Origin of the sequence: Allobosea sp., assembly GCF_048595345.1 — a bacterium.
In the GTDB taxonomy this organism is placed as follows: Bacteria; Pseudomonadota; Alphaproteobacteria; order Rhizobiales; family Beijerinckiaceae; genus Allobosea.
In genome coordinates this window covers 1-21,961 of sequence record NZ_JBMDWH010000228.1, presented here as the reverse complement: position 1 = coordinate 21,961, position 21,961 = coordinate 1, and the positions used below count along the sequence as shown (strand labels likewise).

Sequence of the window (21,961 nt, the reverse complement as noted above, 5' to 3'; positions counted from 1 at the left end):
TCAGCTCCCCCCGTAGAGCGCCTTGGCATTGTCGAGGAAGAGCGCCTGGCGGGCCGCATCGTCGAGCTTCACCGGCACGGCCCAGAGCGGATCGTCGAAATCCCAATGCGGGTAGTCGGTGGCGAAGAGCAGGCGGTCGATGCCGATCCATTCGACGATGTCGTGGAAATGCTTGCGCTTCTCCGGCTCTTCCATCGGCTGCGTCGTCATCCAGACATGCTGGCGGATGTAGTCGCTCGGCGCGCGCTTCAGATGCGGGGTCTCGTCGCGCAGGCGCGACCAGTGCTTGTCGAGCCGCCAGCAGAGCGAGGGAAGCCAGGCGAGCCCGGCCTCGATCAGCACCATCCGCGTGCCGGGATAGCGCTCGAACACGCCCTCGATCACCATGGAGGTCAGCAGCGACTGGCAGCACTGCGCATGGCCGACCATCTCCTCGATGTAATAGGACGGCCAGCCTCCGGCCGTGACCGGGTAGCCGCCATAGCCGAAGGCGTGCACGCCGATCGGCAGCTTCGCGCGTTGCGCCGCCTCGTAGATCGGCCAGTAGCGACGTTGCCCGAGCGGCTCTGCCGTGCGGCTGAGCAACAGCACCTGCACGAAAGCCTCGTGCCCGGCCCAGTGGTCGATCTCGGCCGCCGCGGCGGGCCCGTCCTCGTAGGGCACGACGATCGAGGCCTTCAGCCGCGAATCCTTGCTCGTCCATTCCGCCACCTGCCACTCGTTCAGCGCGCGCGACAGCGCCGCCGAATAATCGAGGTTCTGTGCCGCGCCGGCGGCGGGGGCGATGACCGTCATGATCCCGAGCTCGACGCGATTGGCATCGAGATGCTGCGCCTGCATGAAGCCGAGGTCCGAACCCGGCCTTCCGTCCGGCGGCCAGGAATCGAGGCGCGCGGCATCCGGCTGGCCCTTGGGATAGGCCGGGCCGCTCTGGTAGCCGTGGCGCGGCAGCATGCCATAGATCATGGCGTGCTCCTGCCAGCGCTTCGGCAGATAGGGCAGGATGTCCGAAGGCTTGGCCAGGCAGGGATGGATGTCGCAATCGGCGATCACCGGCCTGACGATGGCCGATTCCGGCTTGGGGCGGGTGGGCAGCTCCAGATTCATGCGAAATCCTCCTTGAGACGGGGATAGGTCGCGAGCGGATTGTCGATCAGGATCCTAGTCTTGAGGCTATCGGGCAAAAGCGGCGGCAGCGCTTCCTGCCCATCGAACTGCCAATGGGGGTAGTCCGTCGAGAACAGGAGAAGCTCGTCCGATCCCGCCTGGTCGAGGATGCGCAGCAGCGCGTCGCCCTCCACGGGAGCATCGACGGGCTGCAGCGTGAAACGCACCTGCTCGCGGATGATCTCCGGCGGGGGGCGGTCGACCCAGGGAATCTCCATGCGCAGGCCGCGCCAGTATTTGTGCAGCCGCCAGAGATAGGACGGCAGCCAGGTGAAGCCCGACTCGATCAGCACGACCTTGAGCGCCGGGAATTTCGAGAACACGCCCTCGCAGACGAGGCTCGTGAGCTGCGTCTGGAAGCCCTGCGCTTGGTTGACGTAATCCTCCGTGAAATAGGAGGGCCAGCCCACCGGCGTCACCGGATGGCGATAGGTCGAGCCGGCATGGATGCCGACCGGCAGGCCGTGACGCGCGGCCGCCTCGTAGATCGGCCACAGGCTGCGCCGGCCGAGGGGCTGGTCGGCGAGGCAGGGCAGCAGCACCTGGACGAAGCGCCGGTCGGCGGCGCGCCGCTCGATCTCGGCCGCTGCCAGTTGCGGACTCTGGATCGGCACGACGATCGAGGCGCGCAGCCGCGCGTCCCTGTCCAGCCATTCAGCGGCGAGCCAGTCGTTGAGCGCTCGTGCGAACGCAGCCGCCATGTCCTCGCTGAACAGCGTCGTGACCGCATAGAGGCAGTTCAGGATGCCGGCTCGGCTGCCGAAGCCGTCGAGCGCCTGGGCGCAGAGCTGCTCGGGATTGGAGCCCGCCTTGGCACCGGGGATCCGCCAGTCCGGCCGCGAGGTCAGAGGCGCACGCAGCGGATAGCTCGTCGGTTCGAGATCATGCACCCCGCGCTGCGCCACCGCGTCGGCCCATTGCGGGTCGAGATAGGGTATCAGCGCCGCGATGCCCGGCACCGCGGGATGAAGGTCGCAGTCGACGCCGCAGAGAGAAAGGCCACTCATCCCTGCTCCTCCTCGCCGAGCAGCAGATCGATCGCCGCCGTCCAGGAGAAGGTCTCGCCGCCGATGCCGGCGCGGTCGATCGGGTTGAAATATTCGCTGAAACCGGCGTCCCCTATAAGCCGGCGCGTGTCGGATGCGACGGCCTCGGCGGTCGCGTCACGATCCGCCTCGCGCAGGCCGCGCGCGATCATCCAGTTCACCACCGCCCAGACCGGCCCGCGCCAGTAGCGCTGCGGCTCGAAGATTGCGGCATCCGGGTCGGTCGAGGGAACGAGCGCGATGTCGCGTCGCTGCCAAGCGTCGAGCCGTTCCGCGAGGGCGGCGGCATGATCGTGCAATCCCGCGAAGAGCGGCAGGAACCCCGCCGAGGTCCTGACGGGGATGAGGCTGCCGCCGATCAGATCGCGCGAGAGGTAGTGGCCGAGGGGCTCGTCCCACAACCCCGCGATCACGGTCTCCTTGCGCGTGATCCGTGAAGCGATCGTGTCACCCTCCTCCGGTGTGCCGAAGCGTTCTGCCAGAACCAGCAGGTCCCGTTCCGCCCGCAGCAGGATCGCATTGGTGCCGACATCGGCGACCCTGAAAGGGGAGAGCTGGAGCATGCGCGTCGCGTCCCAGCCCGCCTTTCGGAACAGGTCGACCAGATGGATGAAGCGCTGGTACTCGATGCCGCGCGGACGAAAGGCCGGATCGATATGCCCGGTGTCGCGCCGCTTGATCTCCGTCTCGGTCTCGGTCGGCACGCGCTCCAGCGCGGCGTCCCAGGCCGGACTGTTGTCCATGCCGGTTTCCCAGGGATGCAGGGTCGCCACCAGCCCGGATCCCTCCGGATCACGGGCGCGCTGCCACCAGAGGTGGTTCGAGACGAGTTTCGGATAGATGGCGCGGGCTCTCTCCGCTCCCGCCTCGCCATGCCGCTCCAACACGAAGCGCACCGCAGTCGCCAGGACCGGCGGCTGGGGAATGCCGGAGGTCGGCGGTTCGTGCGTGACACCCCAGACGGAGGGGCCGGGAAAATAGTCGTCGGACGGCGCGTGGAAGACGATCTGCGGGATGAGGCCGTCTTCCCATTGCCCTTCCAGCAGTCTTTCGATCTCACGCCAGGCCCGGTCGAGGTCGAAGGTCGCCCAGCCCATCGCGACGAAGGCGGAGTCCCAGTTCCACTGGAAGGGATAGAGACGGTCGGTGGGAACCGTATAGCCGCCTCGGTCATTGGCGGCGAGGATGGCGCGGGCGGCCTCGATGCGGCTCATGAGCGGGTCTCCAATGCGTGCCCGGCTTCGCTCATCCAGCTCAGCCTCGTGCGGTCGGGCTTGAGCGCGATCTCGCTGCCGGGCACGAGGGGCGGCAGCGGCCCGGCCGCCGAGATCACCACCCGCATCGGCTGGCCACCGGCCGCAGTCCCCGTCAGGAGGACCTGCGGGCCGAGCAGTTCCGCGACCTTGAGGATGAACGGGAAGGCACTCTGATCTGTCGCTGCCAGCGCGACGTCCTCCGCCCGCACCCCGAGCACGACCCTGTCGACGGTGCCAGGCGGCACCGGTAAGGCGAGCCCGCCGAGATCGACCTGACCATTTCGCACGGGGAGTTCGAGGAAGTTCATCGGCGGGCTGCCGACGAAGCCGCCGACGAAGCGGGTTGCGGGCCGGTCATAGATGTCGGAGGGCGTGCCGATCTGTTCGATGCGCCCGCCATGCATCACCGCGATGCGGTCGGCCAGGCCCATCGCCTCGGTCTGGTCGTGCGTCACATAGATCGTCGTGGTCCCCGCGCCGCTCAGCACCGCCTTGAGCTCGGCGCGCATCTCCAGCCGCAGCAGCGCGTCGAGATTGGAGAGCGGCTCGTCCATCAGCAGCACCGCCGGCTCGACCGCGAGCGCCCGTGCCACCGCGACGCGCTGGCGCTGGCCGCCGGAAAGCTGCGCCGGGTGGCGCTTCAGCAAGGCCTCGATATGCAGGAGCGCCACGGTCTTCTCGACCTGGGCGGCGATGCGCGCCTTGTCGGCCTTGGCCATGCGGAGACCGAAGGCGACGTTCTCGTAGACCGTCAGATGCGGAAACACCGCGTAGTTCTGGAACACCATGGCGAGACCGCGCTTGCGCGGCGGCAAGGCCGAGACGTCCCGTCCGCCGATCAGCACGCGCCCGCTGGTCTGGCTTTCCAGCCCGGCGATGATCCGCAGCAAGGTCGTCTTGCCGCAGCCGGATGGGCCGAGCAGCGCCAGAAACTCGCCGTCTGCGACGGTCAGGTCGAGTTCCGCGAGGGCCGTGACCTCGCCGAATCGCTTCGCGACGCGTTCGATGGTGATGGTCGCCATGCCGCCTACCGGTTGCCGATGCCCCACATCGCAAAGAGGCGACGCCGGACGAGGAAGATGAACAGGACGGAGGGCACTATCAGCACGAGCCCCCCGGCGAATTGCAGATGCAGCGGCGATTCGGACAGCACCGAGAGCAGATAGGCGGTCAGCGTGCGCTGCCTCACGGTCAGCACCGAGGCCGCGAAGACCTCGTTCCAGGACAGCACGAAGGCAAAGATCGACGCGGCCGCGATTCCCGGCAGGGCCAGCGGCAGCACCACGCGCAGGAAGCCGGTGAAGCGCGAGCAGCCGAAGACCCAGGCAGCCTCCTCCAGCTCCCGGGGGATGCCCATGAACAGGCTGGCGCAGACCAGAGTGGCGAAGGGCGTCGCCAGCACGGCATGCACCAGCGCCACCCCGAAGGGCGTGTCGTAGACACCGAGCCGGATGAAGGAGACGGTGAGCGGCAGCGCCAGGATCGCGACGGGGAAGGCTCGCGTCATCAGGATCAGCACGCGATAGGCGCCCGCGCCCCGAAACCGGAAGCGTGCCAGCGCGTAGCCGGCCGGCACGCCGAGCGCGAGCGCCATCACCGTGGTCATGGCGGCGGCCTGGATGCTGACCCAGGTCGCGCGCCAGACGCCCTCGATGGCGAGGAAGGTCTTCAGCGCCTCGAAGCTCGCGTCGAATGGCGCGAAGGGCTTTGGCCATTGCGAGACGATCTCGCGGCCACCCAGCGCACCCAGCGCGAGCAGATAGATCGGCAGGAGCGTCCAGACGCAGAGCACGGCGACGCCGGCCCAGAGCATGGCGCGGTTTGGGCTGCTGGCGCCGGTCATGCCCGCTGCTCCGCCGGCGTGCGCAGGGCGACGAGATACAACAGTGTCGCCGCGATCGAGATCGCCATCACCAGGACGGCATAGGCCGCCGCAACCCCGTAATCCTGGCTGAAATACTGGGCGTTGAAGGCCTCGCTGACGAGGACGGGAAAATTGCGGCCACCGAGGGCGAGCGCCATCGCGAACATCTCGAAGGCGAGCACGGTGCGCAGGATCAGCGCCGTCTGGATGGAGGGCTTGAGCAGCGGCAAGGTGATGCGGACGAAGCGCTGCCAGGGCGTCGCGCCGAAGACCTCGGCCGCCTCCTCGTATTCCTTCGGTAGGAGCTGAACCCCTGCGAGCAGGATGACGAAGACGATGGCCGTCGCCCGCCAGATTTCGGCGACGACGATGGCGGCGAGCAGGGCGACAGGCGTCTCATAGGTCAGCCAGGCCTGCGGCTGGGAGATCAGCCCCAGCCGAAACAGCACCGAATTGAACCAGCCCTGATCGTTCAGAATGGCGAGCCAGACCAGGCCCGCCGCTAGATCGGAGATCCCGAGCGGAATCGACCAGACCCAGACGAGGAGATCGCGTCCGCGCTGGATCTTGCGCAGCATCATCGTCATGCCGAGCGCGAGCGCCAATTGCAGCGGTACCGCGAGCAGCACGACCTTGAAGGTGTTCCCCAGCGCGTCCTGAAAGTTGAGGTCGCCGGCCATGCGCGAAAAATTGCCCAGGCTCCAGGCACCGCTCTGCTGAAACGCCAGGACGGCGGTCTGCACCAGCGGGATCAGGAACAGTCCCGTCAGGAAGAGCGCCGAGGGCGCGATCAGCAGATAGGGCAGGGCTTTCGACTCGCGCATGATCGCCGGCCTGGGCTCACTGGATCGGACACGGGCCGTCGCTCGGCTTGTCGGGCAGCCAGCAGGCGGCCTTCGTCTCGGTGATGATCCGCTTCAGCGCCTCGCCCTGCCGGTCGAGCGCGGCCTTGGGGTCCTCGCCGCGCAGGACGATGCGCTGGAAGGTGTCGAGATAGACCTTGTCGAACTCGCCGCCGCGCTGGTCGAGCCCGACCGGCAGCAGGCTGACAAGGGCGTTCGGCGCGCTGGTCATCTTCTGCACCGCATCGATCTCAAGCTTCAGGCCGGGATCGATATCGGCTGGCAGATCGACCTTGGCGACGGGGAAGAAGGCGACGGCTTTCGCGGTCTTCACCTGGATGTCGGGACGGGTCAGGTATTCGATCAGCTGCTTCGCCTGTTCGGCTTGCGGCGCACCCTTGGCGATGGCGAGGCCAGCAACCACCGGCATATAGCCCAGTCCCTTTGGCCCGGACGGCGCCGGGAAGGCGACGAAGTCGTCCGGCTTGCGCGAGAGCGCATCGATCAGGCGCGCGACGTGGTCGAAGGCGACCCAGACATCGCCGGAGAGAAGCGGCTCCTGCATGAAGCCGTAATTGGTGGAGTTCGGATTGACCGTCTTCCAGAGCTCGCGGAACTTCGTCCACATCGCCACGGCTTCCGGCGACTTGAAGGGCGTCACCACCCCGCCGGTATAGGACGGGTAGAGATAGCCCTCGAAGAAGCGGTGCATGAGCCCGCTCGGCCCGGCCGGGAAACCGAGCATGCGCTTGCCGGTCTTCGCCTGGATGTTCGCGCCCCATTTCGCGAGCTGGTCATAGGTCAGCGCGTTGATGTCCGCTCCCTCGGGCAGGAAGGGCAGCGCCTGCTTGTTGGCGACCATGATGTAGGTCGCCTGCATCCAGGGGATGAACATCTGCTTGCCGGTGCCGAGCTTGCCGGCTTCGACCATGGCGGGGTTGAGCCCGCGATCCTTCAGCTTGTCGAGCACGTCGTCGAGCGGCACGAGCGAATCCGCCGCGAGCGGCTGCAGCTCGCCGTGCAATGCGCCGATCAGGCTGGAGACGGGCTTGCCGGCCTGCTGCTCGGCCCGGATATGCACGCCGAGCTGCGGCGGCTGCTCGGTGACGAACTCGGCCCCGCCGGGAAAATCCTTCAGGATCTCGGAGCGCATCTTCTGGGCCGCTTCGATAGGCCTCAGCTGCGTTGACAGGAAGACGACCTCAGCGGCCGCGGGTTGTGCCAGCCAAGCGCAAGCGAGAGCTGTGATAACAGCCCCGGCGGTTGTGCGCCTAAGCCGGGTGTTGGGGCCTTTCGCCATCGGATGTCTCCTCCCTGGAGATGCTGCGGCTCTTAATGTGGCCGTAATCGGTGGGAGCCGGGCCATCGGACCGGCGGGGCACGAGGGTGGCGCTGCGCAGCTCGGCCATCGCCGCGCCGTCGCGGCCGGCAAGCTGGGCCAACAGCATGTCGAGCATCCGCGATGCGGCGCCTTCGATATCGGGGTCAAAGCTGGTTAGCGGCGTCGCCACGTAATTCGCGATCGGTGAGTTGTCATAGCCGATGATCGAGACGTCATGAACCGCGCGCAGACCGAGGTCTCCGAGCGCATGCAGGGCGCCGACCGCCAGGCGGTCGGTGGCGCAGAGCAAGGCAGTCGGCCTCTCGGGACCGGCGAGGATCTCGTGAGCCAGCCGGAAGCCGTTCTCCTCGCTCGGCTCGGCGAAGCGGGAGGGGCCGGCCCGAAGCCCGGCCTGTGTTGCAGCCTCGCGCCAGCCGGCCTCGCGGAAGAAGCCGAAGCCGTAATCGAGGGGGGCGCCGATGAAGCCGATGCGGCGATGGCCGAAATCGATCAGGCGGCGCGTTGCGTCCCCGAAGGCCGCAGCGCCGTCGATGTCGACGCTGGCATGCCCGCCTGCACCTGTCCGGCCATGCGTGACGAAGGGCAGGCCGGATTCTCTCAGATAGGCCACGCGCTCATCGTCGAGCCGCGTGCGCGCCACGATCATCGCATCGACGCGCCGGTTCTCGACAAATTGGCGATAGAGCGCCAGCTCCTCCAACCCGCCACGCGCGCTGGAGACGATGAGGTCCAGACCGGCCTGCGCCAGCCGCGGGCCGATCGCCGCGATCAGCCGCAGGAAGAAGGGCTCGCCCAATTGCCCGGGGCCTGTCGGCAGAACGATGCCGACCGCATCGCTGCGACCGCCGCGCAGGCGGCGCGCCATCGCATTCGGACGATAGCCGATCCGCTCGGCCTCTTCGAGTACCCGCCTTCGCGTGGCTTCGGCGACGTCGTTAAAGCCTCCCAGCGCCCGCGAGACGGTCGTGACGGAAAGGCCCAATGAGCTGGCGAGCTTTGAGAGCGACACCTTGAAAATCTAATCCGAAACGTTTCGGATCGTCAATCAATGGCCAGATCGTTGGGCTTGGCTTTCAACAGCAGGGCTAGGAATCGAAGGTGGGCGAAAAATTCGCTTTACAGCGGTCACACGAGAGGGCGGCATGAGGTTTGCCGCGCGGCAAAGTTACGTCGGCTTTCAGGCAAAGGCCCGATGTCGGCAATCGGCGCATCTTTATAGCTCGCCATCCCGTTTGGAAGCCAACTGACAAACAGTCCCCTTCCGGCAAGTGAAAGGCGACCTAAAGTGAGAGGTCGAGCATCCTGCCTTCGAAGAGGCGGTCGCAAGAGCCTTGAATGTGTCGCCGCATAGCATCGCGAGCCAATTCGCCATTCCGATCGCGTATCGCGGCAAAGATCGCGTCATGCTCGTCAAGGACTCCAACCAGGCCGCCTGCGGGGCCTAGCAGCGATAGGCCATGAAGCTTCATCCCAACATTGATGTGGTCTCTTAGCGCCTGCATGGACGACAGAAAGAAGTAGTTGTTCGACGCCTCGGCGATAGCCATGTGGAAAGCGTAGTCGGCATCTTCGCGATGGCCGTGAGCGCGCGTCGTGTCACGCATAAGCTCCAGCGCGCTCTCGATGGCAGCAATTGCCGCGTCATTCCGCCGCTTGGCCGCGTAGAAAGCATTTGCAGGCTCTACTTCCAGACGAAACTCGTAGCATCGCTGCACATCGGCGATGGTGCCGACCGGTGCGAATGCCAGCGCGTTACCCTGTTCAGGCTCGACGCCGCGAACGTAGGTACCTGCGCCCTGGCGCGAGAAAATCAGCCCGTCATCGCGCAGCCGCCGCAAAGCGTCCCTGACAATGGGGCGCGACACACCGTAGAGCGCTGCGAGATCGTGCTCGCCTGGTAAACGGGAATTCGCCGCATATTCCCCTGATGCGATGCGGGCCCGCAATTGATGGTGCACGCGCTGCACAAGGGGCGACGGTGGGTGCATCGGGCTGCTGATACGATCATCCATGCAGCGAGATTACAACATTTTACAACTCAGTCAACGGGGCGCTTAAGAGCTCAGGAAACAGCCGCTATCGGCTGATCGAGAGGGTTAAATTACAACATATTGACATCTTGCTTCAGCTGGAGTTCGATAGCGTCAAGGCCCGTAGAGGCTAGCGATGAGGAAGCGTCCCACGTTGGACAGGCCGACATTCAAACGTCGGTCGTCAATCATCGCTGCTTTCGGTCGAAACGAGCAGGTGGATGATGGCAGACGTCAGGACGAACCGTTTCAAGCGCGATCTCGGAGGCCGGCAGCAGCTCGGCATCTTCTCGACCTTCGCAAGCCCCGCGTTGACCGAGATGTTCGCCCAGCTCGGCTTCGACTGGCTTCTCCTGGACACCGAGCACAGCCCCAACGAGCCATCCGAAATCGTCGCGCAGCTGCAGGTCATGGCTGCGCTGCCGGCCGAGCCGATCGTGCGGCCTGCCTGGAACGATATGGTCATGGTCAAGCGCTGGCTGGATTTCGGGGCGCAGACGCTGCTGTTCCCCTACGTGCAGGACGCCGAGGAGGCGGCTCGCGCCGTGAGCTATACCCGCTATCCGCCTCACGGCGTGCGTGGCGTCTCCGGCTCGTCGCGGGCGGCGGCCTATGGGCTGATCCCCGATTATTTTGCCAAGGTCCAGAAGGAGATCTGCGTCATCGTGCAGATCGAGACGGCCGAGGCACTGGCGCAGATCGAGGAGATCGCCAATGTCGAGGGCGTCGACGCGGTCTTCATCGGCCCGGCGGACCTTGCCGCCTCGATGGGGCATCTCGGCAATACGCAAGCCCCGGAAGTCCAGGCTGCAATCGACGACGGCTTCAAGCGCCTCAAGGCGATCGGCAAGCCCGCGGGCTATCTCACCAACAACGAAGGCGAGGCCATTCGTCGTGTCGCTCAAGGCATCGATTTCGTCGGCGTCGCCAATGACACGACAATCGTCGCGCGCGGCGCCCGCTCCCTCCTCGCAACGGTCAAGGGCGGCTGAGATGGCGATGCGCCGGCAGCCCCTGCGTCTGCTCGCCGACGACCTGACGGGCGCACTCGACAGTGCGGCCGCCTTCGCCTCGTCGGCCGAGCCGGTAGCTGTGGGCTGGCGCGGCCAGGTCCCGGAAACGGGCGCTGTCGCGCTCGACAGCCGCACGCGCGAGGCTTCGGCCGATGAGGCGAAGACGGCCGTCGCAGCCGTGGCACGCCAGCTCTGGGCGCCAGGCTCCGGCCTCGCCTTCAAGAAGATCGACAGCCTGCTGCGCGGCCAGGAGGCGGCAGAGATCGCGGCGATCCTTGCGTTCGTGCCTGCCCGGCACTGCATCATCGCCCCGGCCTTTCCGGCGCAGCGGCGGATCACCCGCGACGGCCGGCAGCACGTCCAAGAAGCCGGTGGCGATCGGCCCGTGCCGGTCGATCTCGCCGCCGATCTGGAGCGTGCCGGCCTTCGGGTCGCGAAATGCCGCTCGGTAGAGCAGGTGCCGGATGGCGTCAGCCTCTGGGACGCGGAAAGCGATGCGGAGCTCGATGCAATCGTCGCTGCGGCGGCGCCTCTCGGGGATGTTCTATGGGTCGGCAGCGCCGGGCTCGCCGCCGCCCTGGCGCGTGCGGCCGAGGTTGAAGGCGCGGCGGATGCCGAAGTCTTGCCCCGGCCGATTCTCGGGCTGATCGGCTCGGAGCATAACGTCATCCGGACGCAGCTCGCTCGCCTCGGCCCACTCCATCTCCTGCTCGATGCGTCGGGCTTCGGCGCTGATCTCGGCCGACGTCTTGCCGCGGACGGCGCCGTCTTCGTCAGCGTCGATCTGCCCGCCGGCACGTCGCGTCGCGCGGCAGCGGCCATGATCGAAAGCCGTTTTGCCGATCTCCTCGCCACGCTCGGCCGGCCAGGCACGCTCGTCGCGGCCGGCGGCGAGACGCTTCGTGGCCTCTGCGAGGCGCTCGGTGCCGACCGCCTCGACGTCGTCGGCGACATCATGCCCGGCGTGCCCCGCTCGATCCTGCGCGGCGGGCGCTGGGACGGTGTCACCATCGTCTCCAAATCCGGGGCCTTCGGCGGTCCCGACCTCCTGAAACAGCTCGTCGCGGACACGTCCGCGGCCCTTGCCGGAGCGGCAGCATGAAACCCCATCTCGCCATCACCATGGGTGATCCCGCCGGCGTCGGCCCGGAGATCATCGTCAAGGCCTGCCTGGCGCTGAAGGACAGGCTGGCAAGCGGAGAACTGCGCCTGCTGGTCATCGGCAGCAATCCCGCGCTGCTCGAAGCGCGCCGCATGCTCGGCGCCGAGATCGCGATTCCCGAGGTCTCGGAGAATGACGTCTGGCCGAATCTCGCCTGCCTGCAGGCAGGCCCCGAGGGCGAGCCGACCCGCCCGGGCGTGCTGTCGTCCGACGGCGGCCGCTTCGCCTATCTTGCCGTCGAGAAGGGCGTTCGCCTCGCGCAGGCCGGCCGTATCCAGGGCATCGTCACCGCGCCACTGAACAAGGAAGCGCTGAACAAGGCCGGCTACAAATTCGCCGGGCACACCGACATGCTGGCGACGCTGACCGAGTCCAAGGGCTCCGTGATGATGCTTGCCCATGGCAACATGCGCGTCAGCCACGTCACTACGCATGTCGCGCTCAAGGATGTGCCGAGCAAGCTGACGCCAGAACGCCTACGTTATGTAATCGAGCGGACTGACGACGCGCTCCAGGCGCTCAATCTCGGCCGCCGCAAGATCGCAATCGCCGCGCTTAACCCCCATGCCGGCGAGGGCGGCCTCTTTGGCCGGGAAGACGACGAAGTCTCCGCACCGACCATCGCCAAGGCCGTGGCGGACGGGTTCGACGTGGTCGGTCCCGTGCCGGGCGACACTGTCTTCGTAAAGCTCCGAGCTGGCCAGTACGACGCCGTGGTCGCGATGTACCACGATCAGGGGCACATCCCGGTGAAGCTGCTCGGCTTCAACGTAAACCCCGAGACAGGCAAGTGGGACGCGCTCTCGGGCGTCAACATCACGCTCGGCCTCCCGATCGTACGCGTCTCGGTCGACCACGGCACAGCCTTCGACATCGCCGGCAAAGGCGTCGCCAACGAGCTCAGCCTGATCGAGGCCATCGAATACGCCGAAAAACTGGCCGCCGCGCGCGGCATCACCGCCAGATCCGCAGCGTAAGGGAGGCTGTCCCATGAACGTCCACGCGCCTCAATCTCTCGCAGCAGCGAGCCTCGCGACGCCGATCACACTTCAGCGTCCGCGCGTCATCGAATTCGGCGCCGGTACCGCCCGCCTCGCGGGTAGCTGGGCCGCAGCACGGAATCTCTCGCGCATTCTCGTCATCGCCGACGCCTTCAACGCCAAGCGCGTCGAGGTGTTGGAGCTCGAAGGTGAGGTGACCGTCTTCGGCGATGTCCGGCCCGAGCCGGACGTGCCCAATCTAGAAGCGGCACTCATGCTTGCCCGCCAGGCGAAGCCCGATCTCGTGATCGGCTTCGGCGGCGGCAGCGCCATGGATCTCGCGAAGCTCGTCGCCGTCCTCCCCGGCAGCGGGCAGAGCCTGGCGGAGGTGGTGGGCCCCGAGAAGGTGGCGCGCAAGGGCGCGATACTGATGCAGGTGCCGACCACTTCCGGTACCGGCAGCGAGGCCGGCACGCGCGCGCTCGTCACAGACCCGGCAACGCAGAACAAGCTCGCGGTCCAGAGCCTTCACATGCTCGCCGACATCGCGATCATTGACCCGGCGCTGACACTAACCGTGCCACCGGCTGTGACTGCTGCCACCGGCGTCGATGCCATGGCACATTGCGTCGAGGCCTTCACCAGCAAGAAGGCGCATCCGCTGATCGACATGTATGCGCTTGAGGGCGTCAGGTTGGTCGGCCGCTTTCTTGCTCGCGCAATTGAGGACGGCTCGGACATCGAGGCGCGCGCCGGGCTATCGCTCGCCTCGCTGTATGGCGGCTACTGCCTGGGGCCCGTCAACACGACATCTGGCCATGCGGTCGCCTATCCGCTTGGCACGCGCCACCATATCGCCCATGGCGCGGCAAATGCGCTGATTTTCCCGCATACGCTCGCGTTCAACGCGCCGGTGGCGCCTGAAAAAACGGCCGCCGTTCTGGCGGCGCTCGGACTTCCCGCTTCTTCCCGCGGGGAAGAGGTTCGCGCGGCTGCATATCGCTACTGTGCCGATCTCGGCTGCGAGATGAAGCTCTCGGTACTCGATGTCCCGCACGACGACCTGCCGGTCATGGCTAACGAGGCGCACGCCATCCGCCGCCTGCTCGACAACAATCCACGCGACATCTCGCGCGAGGACATCCTCGCCATCTATGAGGAGGCCTACTGATGGGCGCCCATTCACCCACGATAGAGCCCGCTGGCTTGGCGGAGCGAACCGGTGTTGTGCATCCGCGAGAGGGCGATCCTGCGCGTTTCGAAGCTTACCTGCCGTCCCCTTGCGTGCAGAATCACGCGGCCAATCTCGCTGTGCTTGGCAATGGCGATCTCGCCTGCGTCTGGTTTGGCGGCACTCAGGAAGGCATCCCGGACATCTCGGTCTATTTCTCGCGGTTGGCCAAGGGCTCCAATCGCTGGGCGCCTGCCGAAAAGTTGTCCGACGATCCGGGCCGCTCCGAGCAGAATCCGGTGCTCTTCACCACGCCCAAGGGCGAACTCTGGCTGATCTGGACCGCGCAGGTTTCCGGCAACCAGGACACCTCGCTGGTCCGCAAGCGCGTTTCGCACGATCACGGCGCGAGCTGGGGGCCGATCGAAACCCTGTTCCCGGCGCCGCAGGGCCACGGCCTGTTCGTGCGCCAGCCGCCTGTCGTGCTCGACGACGGTGCCTGGGTGATCCCGGTCTTCCATTGCGTCAGCGTGCCCGGCCAGAAATGGGTCGGCGACCGCGACGTCAGCGCAGTGCGCGTTTCGACCGACGAGGGCCGGACTTGGTCCGAGCATATCGTGCCGGGCTCGCTCGGCTGCGTGCACATGAACGTGCTGAAGACCAAGGACGGGCTGGTTGCGCTCTATCGCAGCCGCTGGGCGGATTCCATCTATCTAAGCCGCTCGACCGACGGCCGGAACTGGTCGACGCCCGAGCCGACCGAACTCCCCAACAACAATTCTTCCGTACAGGCGACCGTGCTGGCTGACGGCCGCATCGCGCTGGTGTTCAACGCGTCGAGCCAGGCGGATGCCACTGACCGCCGCACCGGCCTCTATGACGATATCGAGGACGACCAGCCGGCTTCCGCTAACGCGGCGCCGGCGCCCGTCTTCGAGAAGACTGCTTTCTGGGGCGCGCCGCGCGCGCCGATGACGCTCGCGATCTCCGCCGACGGAGGCCGAAGCTGGCCAGCCCGGCGCAATCTAGAGACCGGCGACGGCTACTGCATGACCAACAACTCGAAGGACGGGCTGAACCGCGAGTTCTCCTATCCCTCGATCACCCAGACGCCGGACGGCGATCTCCAGATCGCCTTCACCTACTGGCGCCGCGCCATCAAACACGTCCGTGTCTCGCCCGACTGGGCGCAGCGCGGCTGAACCAAAAAATATAAACAGGGAGACCCCCCATGGCTGCTCTCGCTCAGGTCCATCCGATAGCGGATGCCAAGGCACAGACACCGCGCGATCTCATCAGCATCCGCGGGCTCGACAAGACTTATGCCGGTGGCAGCGTTCATGCGCTGTCGAACATCGATCTCGACATCAAGGACGGCGAGTTCGTCTGCGTCGTCGGCCCGTCGGGCTGCGGCAAGTCGACCCTGCTGCGCATCCTCGCCGGGCTCGACGATTACGACACCGGCGAAGCGGCGCTTGACGGCAAGGCGATCACCGGTCCCTCTCGCGATGTCGGCGTGGTCTTCCAGGCAGCGAACTTGCTGCCCTGGCTCACCGTCCGGCAGAATGTTGCGCTCCCGTTGCGGGTTGGCGGCAAGCAGACCGGGCAGGCCGAGGACATCGACCGGCTGCTCGACGTCGCCGGCCTGAGGGATTTCGGCGAGCGCTTTCCCTACGAACTCTCGGGCGGCATGCAGCAGCGCGCTGGAATCTGCCGCGCGCTGGTGCGCAGCCCCCGCGTCCTGCTGATGGACGAGCCCTTCGGCGCGCTCGATGCGCTGACCCGCGAGCGCATGAACCTCGAGCTGCAGCGCATCTGGCAGGCCAGCCGCAAGACCGTGATGCTGATCACGCACTCGATCTCGGAAGCGATCTTCCTCGCCGACCGCGTCGTGGTGATGTCGGCCCGCCCGGGCCGCGTCATCCGCGAGCTGGAGGTGCCGATCCCGCGCCCGCGCTCCAACGACACCATCATCAGCCACCCCGTCTATCCCGAGCTCGCCAAGGAAATTCGCGGGTTGCTGAACGCTCAGGGAGACGAGTGATGAGCCAGGCTCAGACCACCATCGTCGCGGATTCGGTCGCGATCGAAAAAGCCGCGCCCAAGCCCAGGACCGCCGCGGGCAAGCACAAGGACGGTAACGGCATCAATGGTACCGTCGTGACGCTTATCGGCCTCGTCATCCTGTTCAGCGGCTGGTCGCTGGCGGTGAAGTATCTCAATGTGCCCAGCTACATCCTACCCGCCCCGACGGCGGTGTGGAACGCGCTCTGGTCCGGTATCGCGGTCAACCCGACGAGCCCGCTCGGCTATTATCTGCCGCTCTGGGGCACGCTTAAGAACGCTGCGATCGGGCTTGCGATCGGATCGGGCCTGGGCCTCGTCCTCGGCTCGCTGATGGCCGAGAGCCGGCTGATCGAAAAGCTGCTGATGCCCTATGCCTTCGCGCTGCAGTCGCTACCGAAGGTGGCGATCGCGCCGCTGGTGGTGATCTGGTTCGGCTTCGGCGACGGTTCGAAGATCGCGATATCGTCGCTGCTCGCCTTCTTCCCGATGCTGATCAACAGCTTCACGGGGCTGCGCGCCGTCGAGCCCGAGCGCATCGACCTGATGCGTTCGCTCTCCGCCTCGCGCTTCGAGACCTATCGCATCGTCAAGTTGCCCAATGCCGCGCCCTTCATTTTCGCCGGGCTCGACATGGCGGTGGTCTACGCGCTGCTCGGCACGATCGTGGCCGAGTTCCTCGGGGCGCAGCAGGGCATGGGCGTTGTCATAACCCAGGCCCAGGCCGTGACCGACGTCGCAGGCGTCTTCGCCGCGCTCGTCATCCTCGGCGCAATGGGCATCCTTTTGCACAGCATCGTCCGCGGGCTGGAAAAGAAGATCGTCCACTGGGGCGAGCGCGGCCGCAAATAACGCGTCGACCTTGATCCAACGACAAAAAAACGGGAGGAAATCATGGTTACACGCAGACAATGGCTGCAGGCGAGCGGCGCCGTCGCGGCAGCACTGGCACTGCCAGTTCGCTCGGCCTTCGCCCAGCCGGCCCGCACCGTGAAGGTCGCGATCGGCCAGAAGACGATCGCCCCAAACCTGGTCAACCTGCTGATCGGCGAAGGGCTCGGCTACAATGCGGCCGAGGGCTTCAAGGCGCAGTTCATGCCGGTGGGCGGCGTCTCGAACGCCCAGATCGCGGTCGACCGTGGCGATGCAGACATCTCGACCGGTGTTCCATCCTTCGCCTTGCCGATCCTGGCCAAGGGTGAATGGGGCAAGGCGATCCACTTCTACCAGTACACCTACCCCTACAAATGGGACGTGGCGGTAAAGCCGGATTCGACGCTCGCGAGCTATGAGGAGCTCAAGGGCAAAAATATCGGCGTGCCCGATTTTGCGGAGACTCCGTTCCCCGTCACCAAGAACGTCCTGCGCAGCCTCGGCCTCGACCCCGACAGGGATGTCAAATGGACGGCGGTCGGCACTGGAGTCGCCGCGGGTGTCGCCCTGGACCGCGGCGCTGTCGATGCGCTGGCCTATTACGATACCGGCTTCGGGCAGATCGAAGGCGCCGGCATTGCATTCAATACACTGCCGCTGCCGAAGAACGTCCCCATGGTCGGCGGGCAATTCCTGATGGCACTGCGCGAACGCATCGCCAGGGATCGCGACCTCATCGTCGGCTATGGCCGGTCGGTCGCGAAGGCCTCGGTGTTCCTTGCCGCCAGCCCGCGCGCGGGCGCACGCGCCTTTCTGAAGATGTATCCGGAGGCGGCTCCGCGCGGATCCAGCGAGGACGACGCGATCAAGTCGGTTCTCGTCGCCACGGCCCGGCGCATCAAGCTCTACGAGCCGCCTTATCAGGGCGCGAAGATCGGCAGCATCAATCCTGAGGAGTTCCGGATCGAGGCGCAGATGAACAGCATGCAGATCGGCTCGCTGGATGCCTTCCTGACGAATGATTTGATCGACGAGATCAACAACTTCGATCGGGAGGAGATCAAGCGGCAGGCCTTGGCCTACGCATGAGCATCGGGGCCGTCGACATGGAAACGCGGAGGACGCCGCTCAGCACCCGGCTGGTGGATGTCGGCATCTGCGACACGCATTTCCATGTCTTCGGCCCATATGACCGCTTTCCGCTGCCGGCCTCGCCCTCCTATGCGCCGGAGGAAGCGACCCCGGAAGCCTACCGACAAATGGCCGACAAGCTCGGTGTCGAGCGCATGGTTGTCGTTCAGGGCGGCTGCTACGGCGCCGATAACAGCGCCATGCTCGCCGCGGTCAAGGTACTTGGAGCGGACCGGACACGCGGTATCGCTGTGCTTGACGACTCCGAAACGCCGGACGATCTGCGGTGGCTCCACGAGCAGGGAGTGCGCGGCATCCGGGTCAACGCGATCTCGGACGCCGGCATCGATGCGGCGACCATCAAAGCGCGGGCCTTTGCGATCGCTGACCTAGGATGGCATCTCCAGTTCCACGCTCGGCCGGACCAAATCGTCGCGCATGCGGTCCTGCTGCGTGAATTGCCGGTCGATGTCGTGATCGATCATTGCGGACGGATCGACTCGCGCGAAGGGCAGGACCAGCCTGCGATGCGGGCGATGCTGGACCTGCTCGAAAGCGGGCGAGGCTGGATCAAGCTGATCGCCTATCGATGCCTCCCGCCGGGCGGGGAAGGCAGTGGGATGAGGTCCTTTTTACGGCGTTTCGCTGCCGCAGCGCCAGATCGCTGCCTGTGGGGCACGGATTGGCCACATCCGTTGATGGACGCGGTACCGGAGACGGGAGATCTCCTGGCGGAGTTCTGCCGGACTTTCGACGAAGAGGCCGTGCGCCTGCAGATCCTGAAAGGCAACGCCGAAAAGCTCTACGGCTTCCAGTAATAGCCCGGGAAACGGGCCTTTTTCAGCAAGGGAGAGAGAACGATGATCACACGCAGAGAATGGCTCCTCGCGAGCAGCGCCTTCGCCGCAGCCTTGACGATGGCGCCTCGCTCCGGTTTCGCCCAGGGCGCCAAGACCCTGAAAGTCGGCTTCGGCCAGAAGGCGATCAGCCCGAACCTGATCAACCTGCTGATTGGCGAGACGCTCGGCTACAACGCGACCGAGGGCTTCAAGGTCCAGGGCATGGCCCTGGGCGGCAACAACAACGTCCAGGTCGCGACCGACCGGGGCGACGTCGATGTCGGCATCGGCGTGCCCTCGACCGCACTGCCGATCCTCTCCAAGGGTGAGTGGGGCGGTGCTGTCAATTTCTACGAGTATACCTATCCCTATAAGTGGGATATCGCGGTCAAGAAGGGCGCCGCGATCAAGAGCTATACTGAGCTCAAGGGGAAGAATATCGGCGTCTCCGATTTCGCCGGCACTGAGTTCCCCGTCACCAAGAACGTCCTGAGGAGTCTAGGACTCGACCCAGAAAAGGACGTCAAGTGGACGGCGGTCGGCAACGGCATTCCGGCCGGCGTTGCGCTCGACCGAGGTGCGATCGATGCACTGGCTTACTACGACACCGGCTTTGGCCAGATCGAGGCGGCGGGCATGGCGATCGACATGCTGCCGCGCCCCGACAAGCTTCCGATGATCGGCGGCCAGTTTTTGATGGCGCAGCGCGCCCGTATTGACGCCGATCGGGCGCTCTTCATTGGCTATGGCCGCTCGGTGGCGAAGGCCTCGGTCTTCCTCCTCGCCAATCCGACGGCGGGCGCGCAGGCCTTCCTCAAGATGTATCCCGAGACGGCGCCGCGCGGCTCCACTGCCGAACAGGCTGTCAAGTCGGTGATTGAGGCGATCAGCCGCCGCATCAAGCTCTACGAGCCTCCCTATCAGGGCACCAAGATGGGCGCCATCCGCGAGGAGGAGTTCGCCACCGAAGCGCAGATGAACGGCTGGGACATCAAGGATTTCTCGAAGATTTATACCAACGACCTGATCGAGGAGATCAACAAGTTCGATGCCGAGCAGATCCGCGCGCAAGCACGGGCTTACGTGGGTTAGGCATGACCATTAATCGAGAAGCCGGGCGCGCCAAACGCGCGCTCGTCACCGGCGTGAGTTCCGGCATCGGGGAGGCGATCGCGCAACGCCTGCTCGCCGACGGCTGGCTCGTCGTCGGCCTCAGCCGCAGCAAGCCGGTCTTCGAGGCGGGCGGGCTGACCCACAAGGCGGTCGACCTCTCGGACCGGGCGGCGCTTGCCGCCGTTCTGAGCGAGGTTGAACCGCTGGACGCCATCGTCCACGCCGCCGGCATCCTCCGTGTCGGCCGGCTGGGCGAGCTCGACCCCGAGAACGGCCGCGAGATGTGGCGGCTGCATGTCGATGCCGCCGAGCAGATCGTCGAAGCACTGGTGCCATCGCTTCCCGACGGGGCGCGCATCGTCCTGCTCGGCAGCCGCACGGCTGCGGGTTCGCCCGGGCGCGCGCAATATGCCGCGACCAAGGCCGCTGTCGTCGGCATGGCGCGCTCCTTCGCCATTGAGCTCGCGCCGCGGCAGATCACCGTGAATGTCGTCGCGCCGGGCGCGACCGACACGCCGATGCTGCGCGATCCCAGGCGCGCCTCGGTCGCGCCGAAGATGCCGCCGATCGGGCGGCTGGTGAAACCCGAGGAGATCGCAGCGACGACGGCATTCCTGCTGTCTGAAGGCGCCGCCAGCATCACCGGCCAGCAGATCATCGTCTGCGGCGGCGCGTCGCTTTGAACAGCGCGGGCCAGAGCCGACACTACGTCTCGGAACACTGCAATGACTAGCAAAAGATTTCAGGGCCGCTCGGTCTGTGTCACCGGTGCGGCCCGGGGCCTTGGCGCGGCAATTGCTCGGTCCTTCGCCGAGGCCGGAGCCCAGGTCCACATCGCAGACGTTCTCGACGAGGAGGCTGCCCAGCTTGCGGCAGAATTGCGCTCCGAAGGCCTGGCGGCAATGGCACATCATCTCGACGTCTCGGATGAAAGCCACTGGCGTCAACTCGTTACCACGCTCAACGCGCGGGACGGCGGTCTCGATATTCTCGTGAACAATGCCGGCATCATCATCCGGAAATCACTTGCGCAGACTTCGAAGGCCGAGTGGGACCGGGCCATGAGCATCAACGTCGCAGGCGTGTTCCTCGGCATGCAGCATTGCCGACCACTCCTTGCCGCCAAGGCGCCGTCGGCGATCGTCAACATTTCGTCGACCGCCGGCATCATCGCGCATGGCGACCCGTCCTATACAGCGAGCAAATGGGCCGTCCGCGGACTGACCAAATCCGCAGCGCTGGAACTGAGCGCTGACGGTATTCGCGTGAACTCCGTTCATCCGGCGATGATCGCAACTCCACTGACCTTCGCTGCGCCGAAGGGGCACATGGAGGCGAACCGCGCTGTGATACCGATGGGGCGCGAGTCCAGCCCAGACGAGATCGCTAACATCGTGCTGTTCCTGGCGTCGAGCGAAGCCTCTTTCATGACAGGCAGTGAGGTCACAGCCGATGGGGGGTTGACGACGGGCGGGATTGCACATGCGAGGGCGCGCCTTCAGGCCGCCTTCGCTGACGAATAGCGAGATCGCCGCCGCTGAATGTCCGCTTTAGGGCGGAACGCCGAGGTCAGCTTGTGGCGCCTCTCGTTCTTCGCGCATCGATGATGTACTGGCCTGCCCCGATTGAGGGGTTCGGTTTCAATCTAATGCATGGTCGGCTTCACGGCCACGCTCGGCGTCGGCATGATAGTCGCAGGCGCTGGCGGCTTGTAGCCGAGCGAAGAGTGCGGGCGCCTGGTGCTGTAGTGCTGGCGCCAGCTCTCGATGACGATCTTCGCCTCGGAGAGGCTGTAGAAGATCTCTCCGTCCAGAAGCTCGTCACGGAGCTTCGCGTTGAAGCTCTCGCAATAGCCATTTTCCCACGGCGAGCCCGGCTCGATGAAGGCCGTCTTCGCTCCGACGGCTGCGATCCAGTCCCTAACCGCTTTGAACCGCTCCGGGTTTGTCGGAGGCCGTTTCGTTTGAGTCATGCTGCCATGGCTGGTTCGTCCAGCATCGCGTAGTAGCGTTCCTCGGCCTCGGCCGGCGGGATGTTGCCGATGGGCTCCAGCAGCCGGCGATTGTTG

The 21,961-nt window shown here is 65.9% G+C and carries 21 protein-coding genes and 1 pseudogene; 12 read left to right on the top strand and 10 right to left on the bottom strand.

All coding sequences use genetic code 11. The annotated features are described in order from the left end of the window. The 9 genes from ACOJTB_RS20085 to ACOJTB_RS20045 form a co-directional block, all read right to left on the bottom strand. The gene (locus ACOJTB_RS20085) at positions 1-1,107 is read right to left on the bottom strand and encodes an amidohydrolase family protein (protein ID WP_420104294.1); all 1,107 of its coding nucleotides are present in this window, start codon (positions 1,105-1,107) and stop codon (positions 1-3) included. Then, on the bottom strand, positions 1,104-2,174 hold the full coding sequence (locus ACOJTB_RS20080; protein WP_420104293.1) for an amidohydrolase family protein: 1,071 nt from the start codon (positions 2,172-2,174) through the stop codon (positions 1,104-1,106). The genes ACOJTB_RS20085 and ACOJTB_RS20080 overlap by 4 nt, the downstream gene beginning before the upstream one ends. Then, positions 2,171-3,427 carry an MGH1-like glycoside hydrolase domain-containing protein gene (locus ACOJTB_RS20075; RefSeq protein WP_420104292.1) on the bottom strand — a complete coding sequence of 419 codons (1,257 nt, stop codon included), beginning with the start codon at positions 3,425-3,427 and terminating at the stop codon, positions 2,171-2,173. Before ACOJTB_RS20075 ends, ACOJTB_RS20080 begins: the two co-directional genes overlap by 4 nt. Continuing rightward, on the bottom strand, positions 3,424-4,491 hold the full coding sequence (locus ACOJTB_RS20070; RefSeq protein WP_420104291.1) for an ABC transporter ATP-binding protein: 1,068 nt from the start codon (positions 4,489-4,491) through the stop codon (positions 3,424-3,426). Before ACOJTB_RS20070 ends, ACOJTB_RS20075 begins: the two co-directional genes overlap by 4 nt. 5 nt (positions 4,492-4,496) lie before the next feature. After that, positions 4,497-5,312: a carbohydrate ABC transporter permease gene (locus ACOJTB_RS20065; protein WP_420104290.1), complete on the bottom strand. Its 816-nt coding sequence runs from the start codon at positions 5,310-5,312 to the stop codon at positions 4,497-4,499. Continuing rightward, positions 5,309-6,157 carry a carbohydrate ABC transporter permease gene (locus ACOJTB_RS20060; RefSeq protein ID WP_420104289.1) on the bottom strand — a complete coding sequence of 283 codons (849 nt, stop codon included), beginning with the start codon at positions 6,155-6,157 and terminating at the stop codon, positions 5,309-5,311. Before ACOJTB_RS20060 ends, ACOJTB_RS20065 begins: the two co-directional genes overlap by 4 nt. 16 nt (positions 6,158-6,173) lie before the next feature. After that, complete coding sequence (locus ACOJTB_RS20055; RefSeq protein ID WP_420104288.1) at positions 6,174-7,328, bottom strand: extracellular solute-binding protein; 1,155 nt, start codon at positions 7,326-7,328, stop codon at positions 6,174-6,176. A 118-nt stretch (positions 7,329-7,446) separates the two neighbouring features. After that, positions 7,447-8,526 carry a LacI family DNA-binding transcriptional regulator gene (locus tag ACOJTB_RS20050; RefSeq protein ID WP_420104287.1) on the bottom strand — a complete coding sequence of 360 codons (1,080 nt, stop codon included), beginning with the start codon at positions 8,524-8,526 and terminating at the stop codon, positions 7,447-7,449. Positions 8,527-8,797: 271 nt separating this feature from the next. After that, complete coding sequence (locus ACOJTB_RS20045) at positions 8,798-9,529, bottom strand: FadR/GntR family transcriptional regulator (protein WP_420104286.1); 732 nt, start codon at positions 9,527-9,529, stop codon at positions 8,798-8,800. A 242-nt stretch (positions 9,530-9,771) separates the two neighbouring features. Here ACOJTB_RS20045 and ACOJTB_RS20040 point away from each other — a divergent pair, with 242 nt between their 5' ends. The 12 genes from ACOJTB_RS20040 to ACOJTB_RS19985 are packed head-to-tail and all read left to right on the top strand — an operon-like array spanning position 9,772 to position 21,416. Then, complete coding sequence (locus tag ACOJTB_RS20040) at positions 9,772-10,539, top strand: HpcH/HpaI aldolase family protein (RefSeq protein ID WP_420104285.1); 768 nt, start codon at positions 9,772-9,774, stop codon at positions 10,537-10,539. Positions 10,540-10,546: 7 nt separating this feature from the next. Then, on the top strand, positions 10,547-11,662 hold the full coding sequence (locus ACOJTB_RS20035) for a four-carbon acid sugar kinase family protein (RefSeq protein ID WP_420104284.1): 1,116 nt from the start codon (positions 10,547-10,549) through the stop codon (positions 11,660-11,662). After that, on the top strand, positions 11,659-12,699 hold the full coding sequence (gene pdxA, locus ACOJTB_RS20030; RefSeq protein WP_420104283.1) for a 4-hydroxythreonine-4-phosphate dehydrogenase PdxA: 1,041 nt from the start codon (positions 11,659-11,661) through the stop codon (positions 12,697-12,699). The genes ACOJTB_RS20035 and pdxA overlap by 4 nt, the downstream gene beginning before the upstream one ends. Positions 12,700-12,712: 13 nt before the next feature. After that, complete coding sequence (locus ACOJTB_RS20025; protein ID WP_420104282.1) at positions 12,713-13,873, top strand: iron-containing alcohol dehydrogenase; 1,161 nt, start codon at positions 12,713-12,715, stop codon at positions 13,871-13,873. Next, positions 13,873-15,075 carry a sialidase family protein gene (locus ACOJTB_RS20020; protein ID WP_420104281.1) on the top strand — a complete coding sequence of 401 codons (1,203 nt, stop codon included), beginning with the start codon at positions 13,873-13,875 and terminating at the stop codon, positions 15,073-15,075. The genes ACOJTB_RS20025 and ACOJTB_RS20020 overlap by 1 nt, the downstream gene beginning before the upstream one ends. A 29-nt stretch (positions 15,076-15,104) precedes the next feature. Further along, positions 15,105-15,917 (top strand): ABC transporter ATP-binding protein, encoded by an 813-nt coding sequence (locus tag ACOJTB_RS20015; RefSeq protein ID WP_420104280.1) that lies wholly within the window; start codon positions 15,105-15,107, stop codon positions 15,915-15,917. Then, a complete protein-coding gene (locus ACOJTB_RS20010) occupies positions 15,917-16,789 on the top strand; it encodes an ABC transporter permease (protein ID WP_420104279.1) in 873 nt (290 codons plus the stop codon). Before ACOJTB_RS20015 ends, ACOJTB_RS20010 begins: the two co-directional genes overlap by 1 nt. A 42-nt stretch (positions 16,790-16,831) precedes the next feature. Further along, positions 16,832-17,899 (top strand): ABC transporter substrate-binding protein, encoded by a 1,068-nt coding sequence (locus tag ACOJTB_RS20005; RefSeq protein ID WP_420104278.1) that lies wholly within the window; start codon positions 16,832-16,834, stop codon positions 17,897-17,899. Positions 17,900-17,952: 53 nt separating this feature from the next. Next, positions 17,953-18,759, top strand: a complete 807-nt coding sequence (locus ACOJTB_RS20000; protein WP_420104277.1) for an amidohydrolase family protein — start codon at positions 17,953-17,955, stop codon at positions 18,757-18,759. 42 nt (positions 18,760-18,801) lie between these two features. Then, complete coding sequence (locus ACOJTB_RS19995) at positions 18,802-19,872, top strand: ABC transporter substrate-binding protein (RefSeq protein WP_420104276.1); 1,071 nt, start codon at positions 18,802-18,804, stop codon at positions 19,870-19,872. A 2-nt stretch (positions 19,873-19,874) separates the two neighbouring features. Beyond that, positions 19,875-20,576 (top strand): SDR family NAD(P)-dependent oxidoreductase, encoded by a 702-nt coding sequence (locus ACOJTB_RS19990; protein ID WP_420104275.1) that lies wholly within the window; start codon positions 19,875-19,877, stop codon positions 20,574-20,576. Between the two features lie 42 nt (positions 20,577-20,618). Continuing rightward, positions 20,619-21,416 (top strand): SDR family NAD(P)-dependent oxidoreductase, encoded by a 798-nt coding sequence (locus ACOJTB_RS19985; RefSeq protein WP_420104274.1) that lies wholly within the window; start codon positions 20,619-20,621, stop codon positions 21,414-21,416. Between the two features lie 122 nt (positions 21,417-21,538). On the opposite strand, the pseudogene ACOJTB_RS19980 reads toward ACOJTB_RS19985, so the two are convergent. Beyond that, positions 21,539-21,823, bottom strand: a pseudogene (locus ACOJTB_RS19980) (integrase core domain-containing protein); the annotation flags it as partial. Between the last annotated feature and the right edge of the window lie 138 nt (positions 21,824-21,961).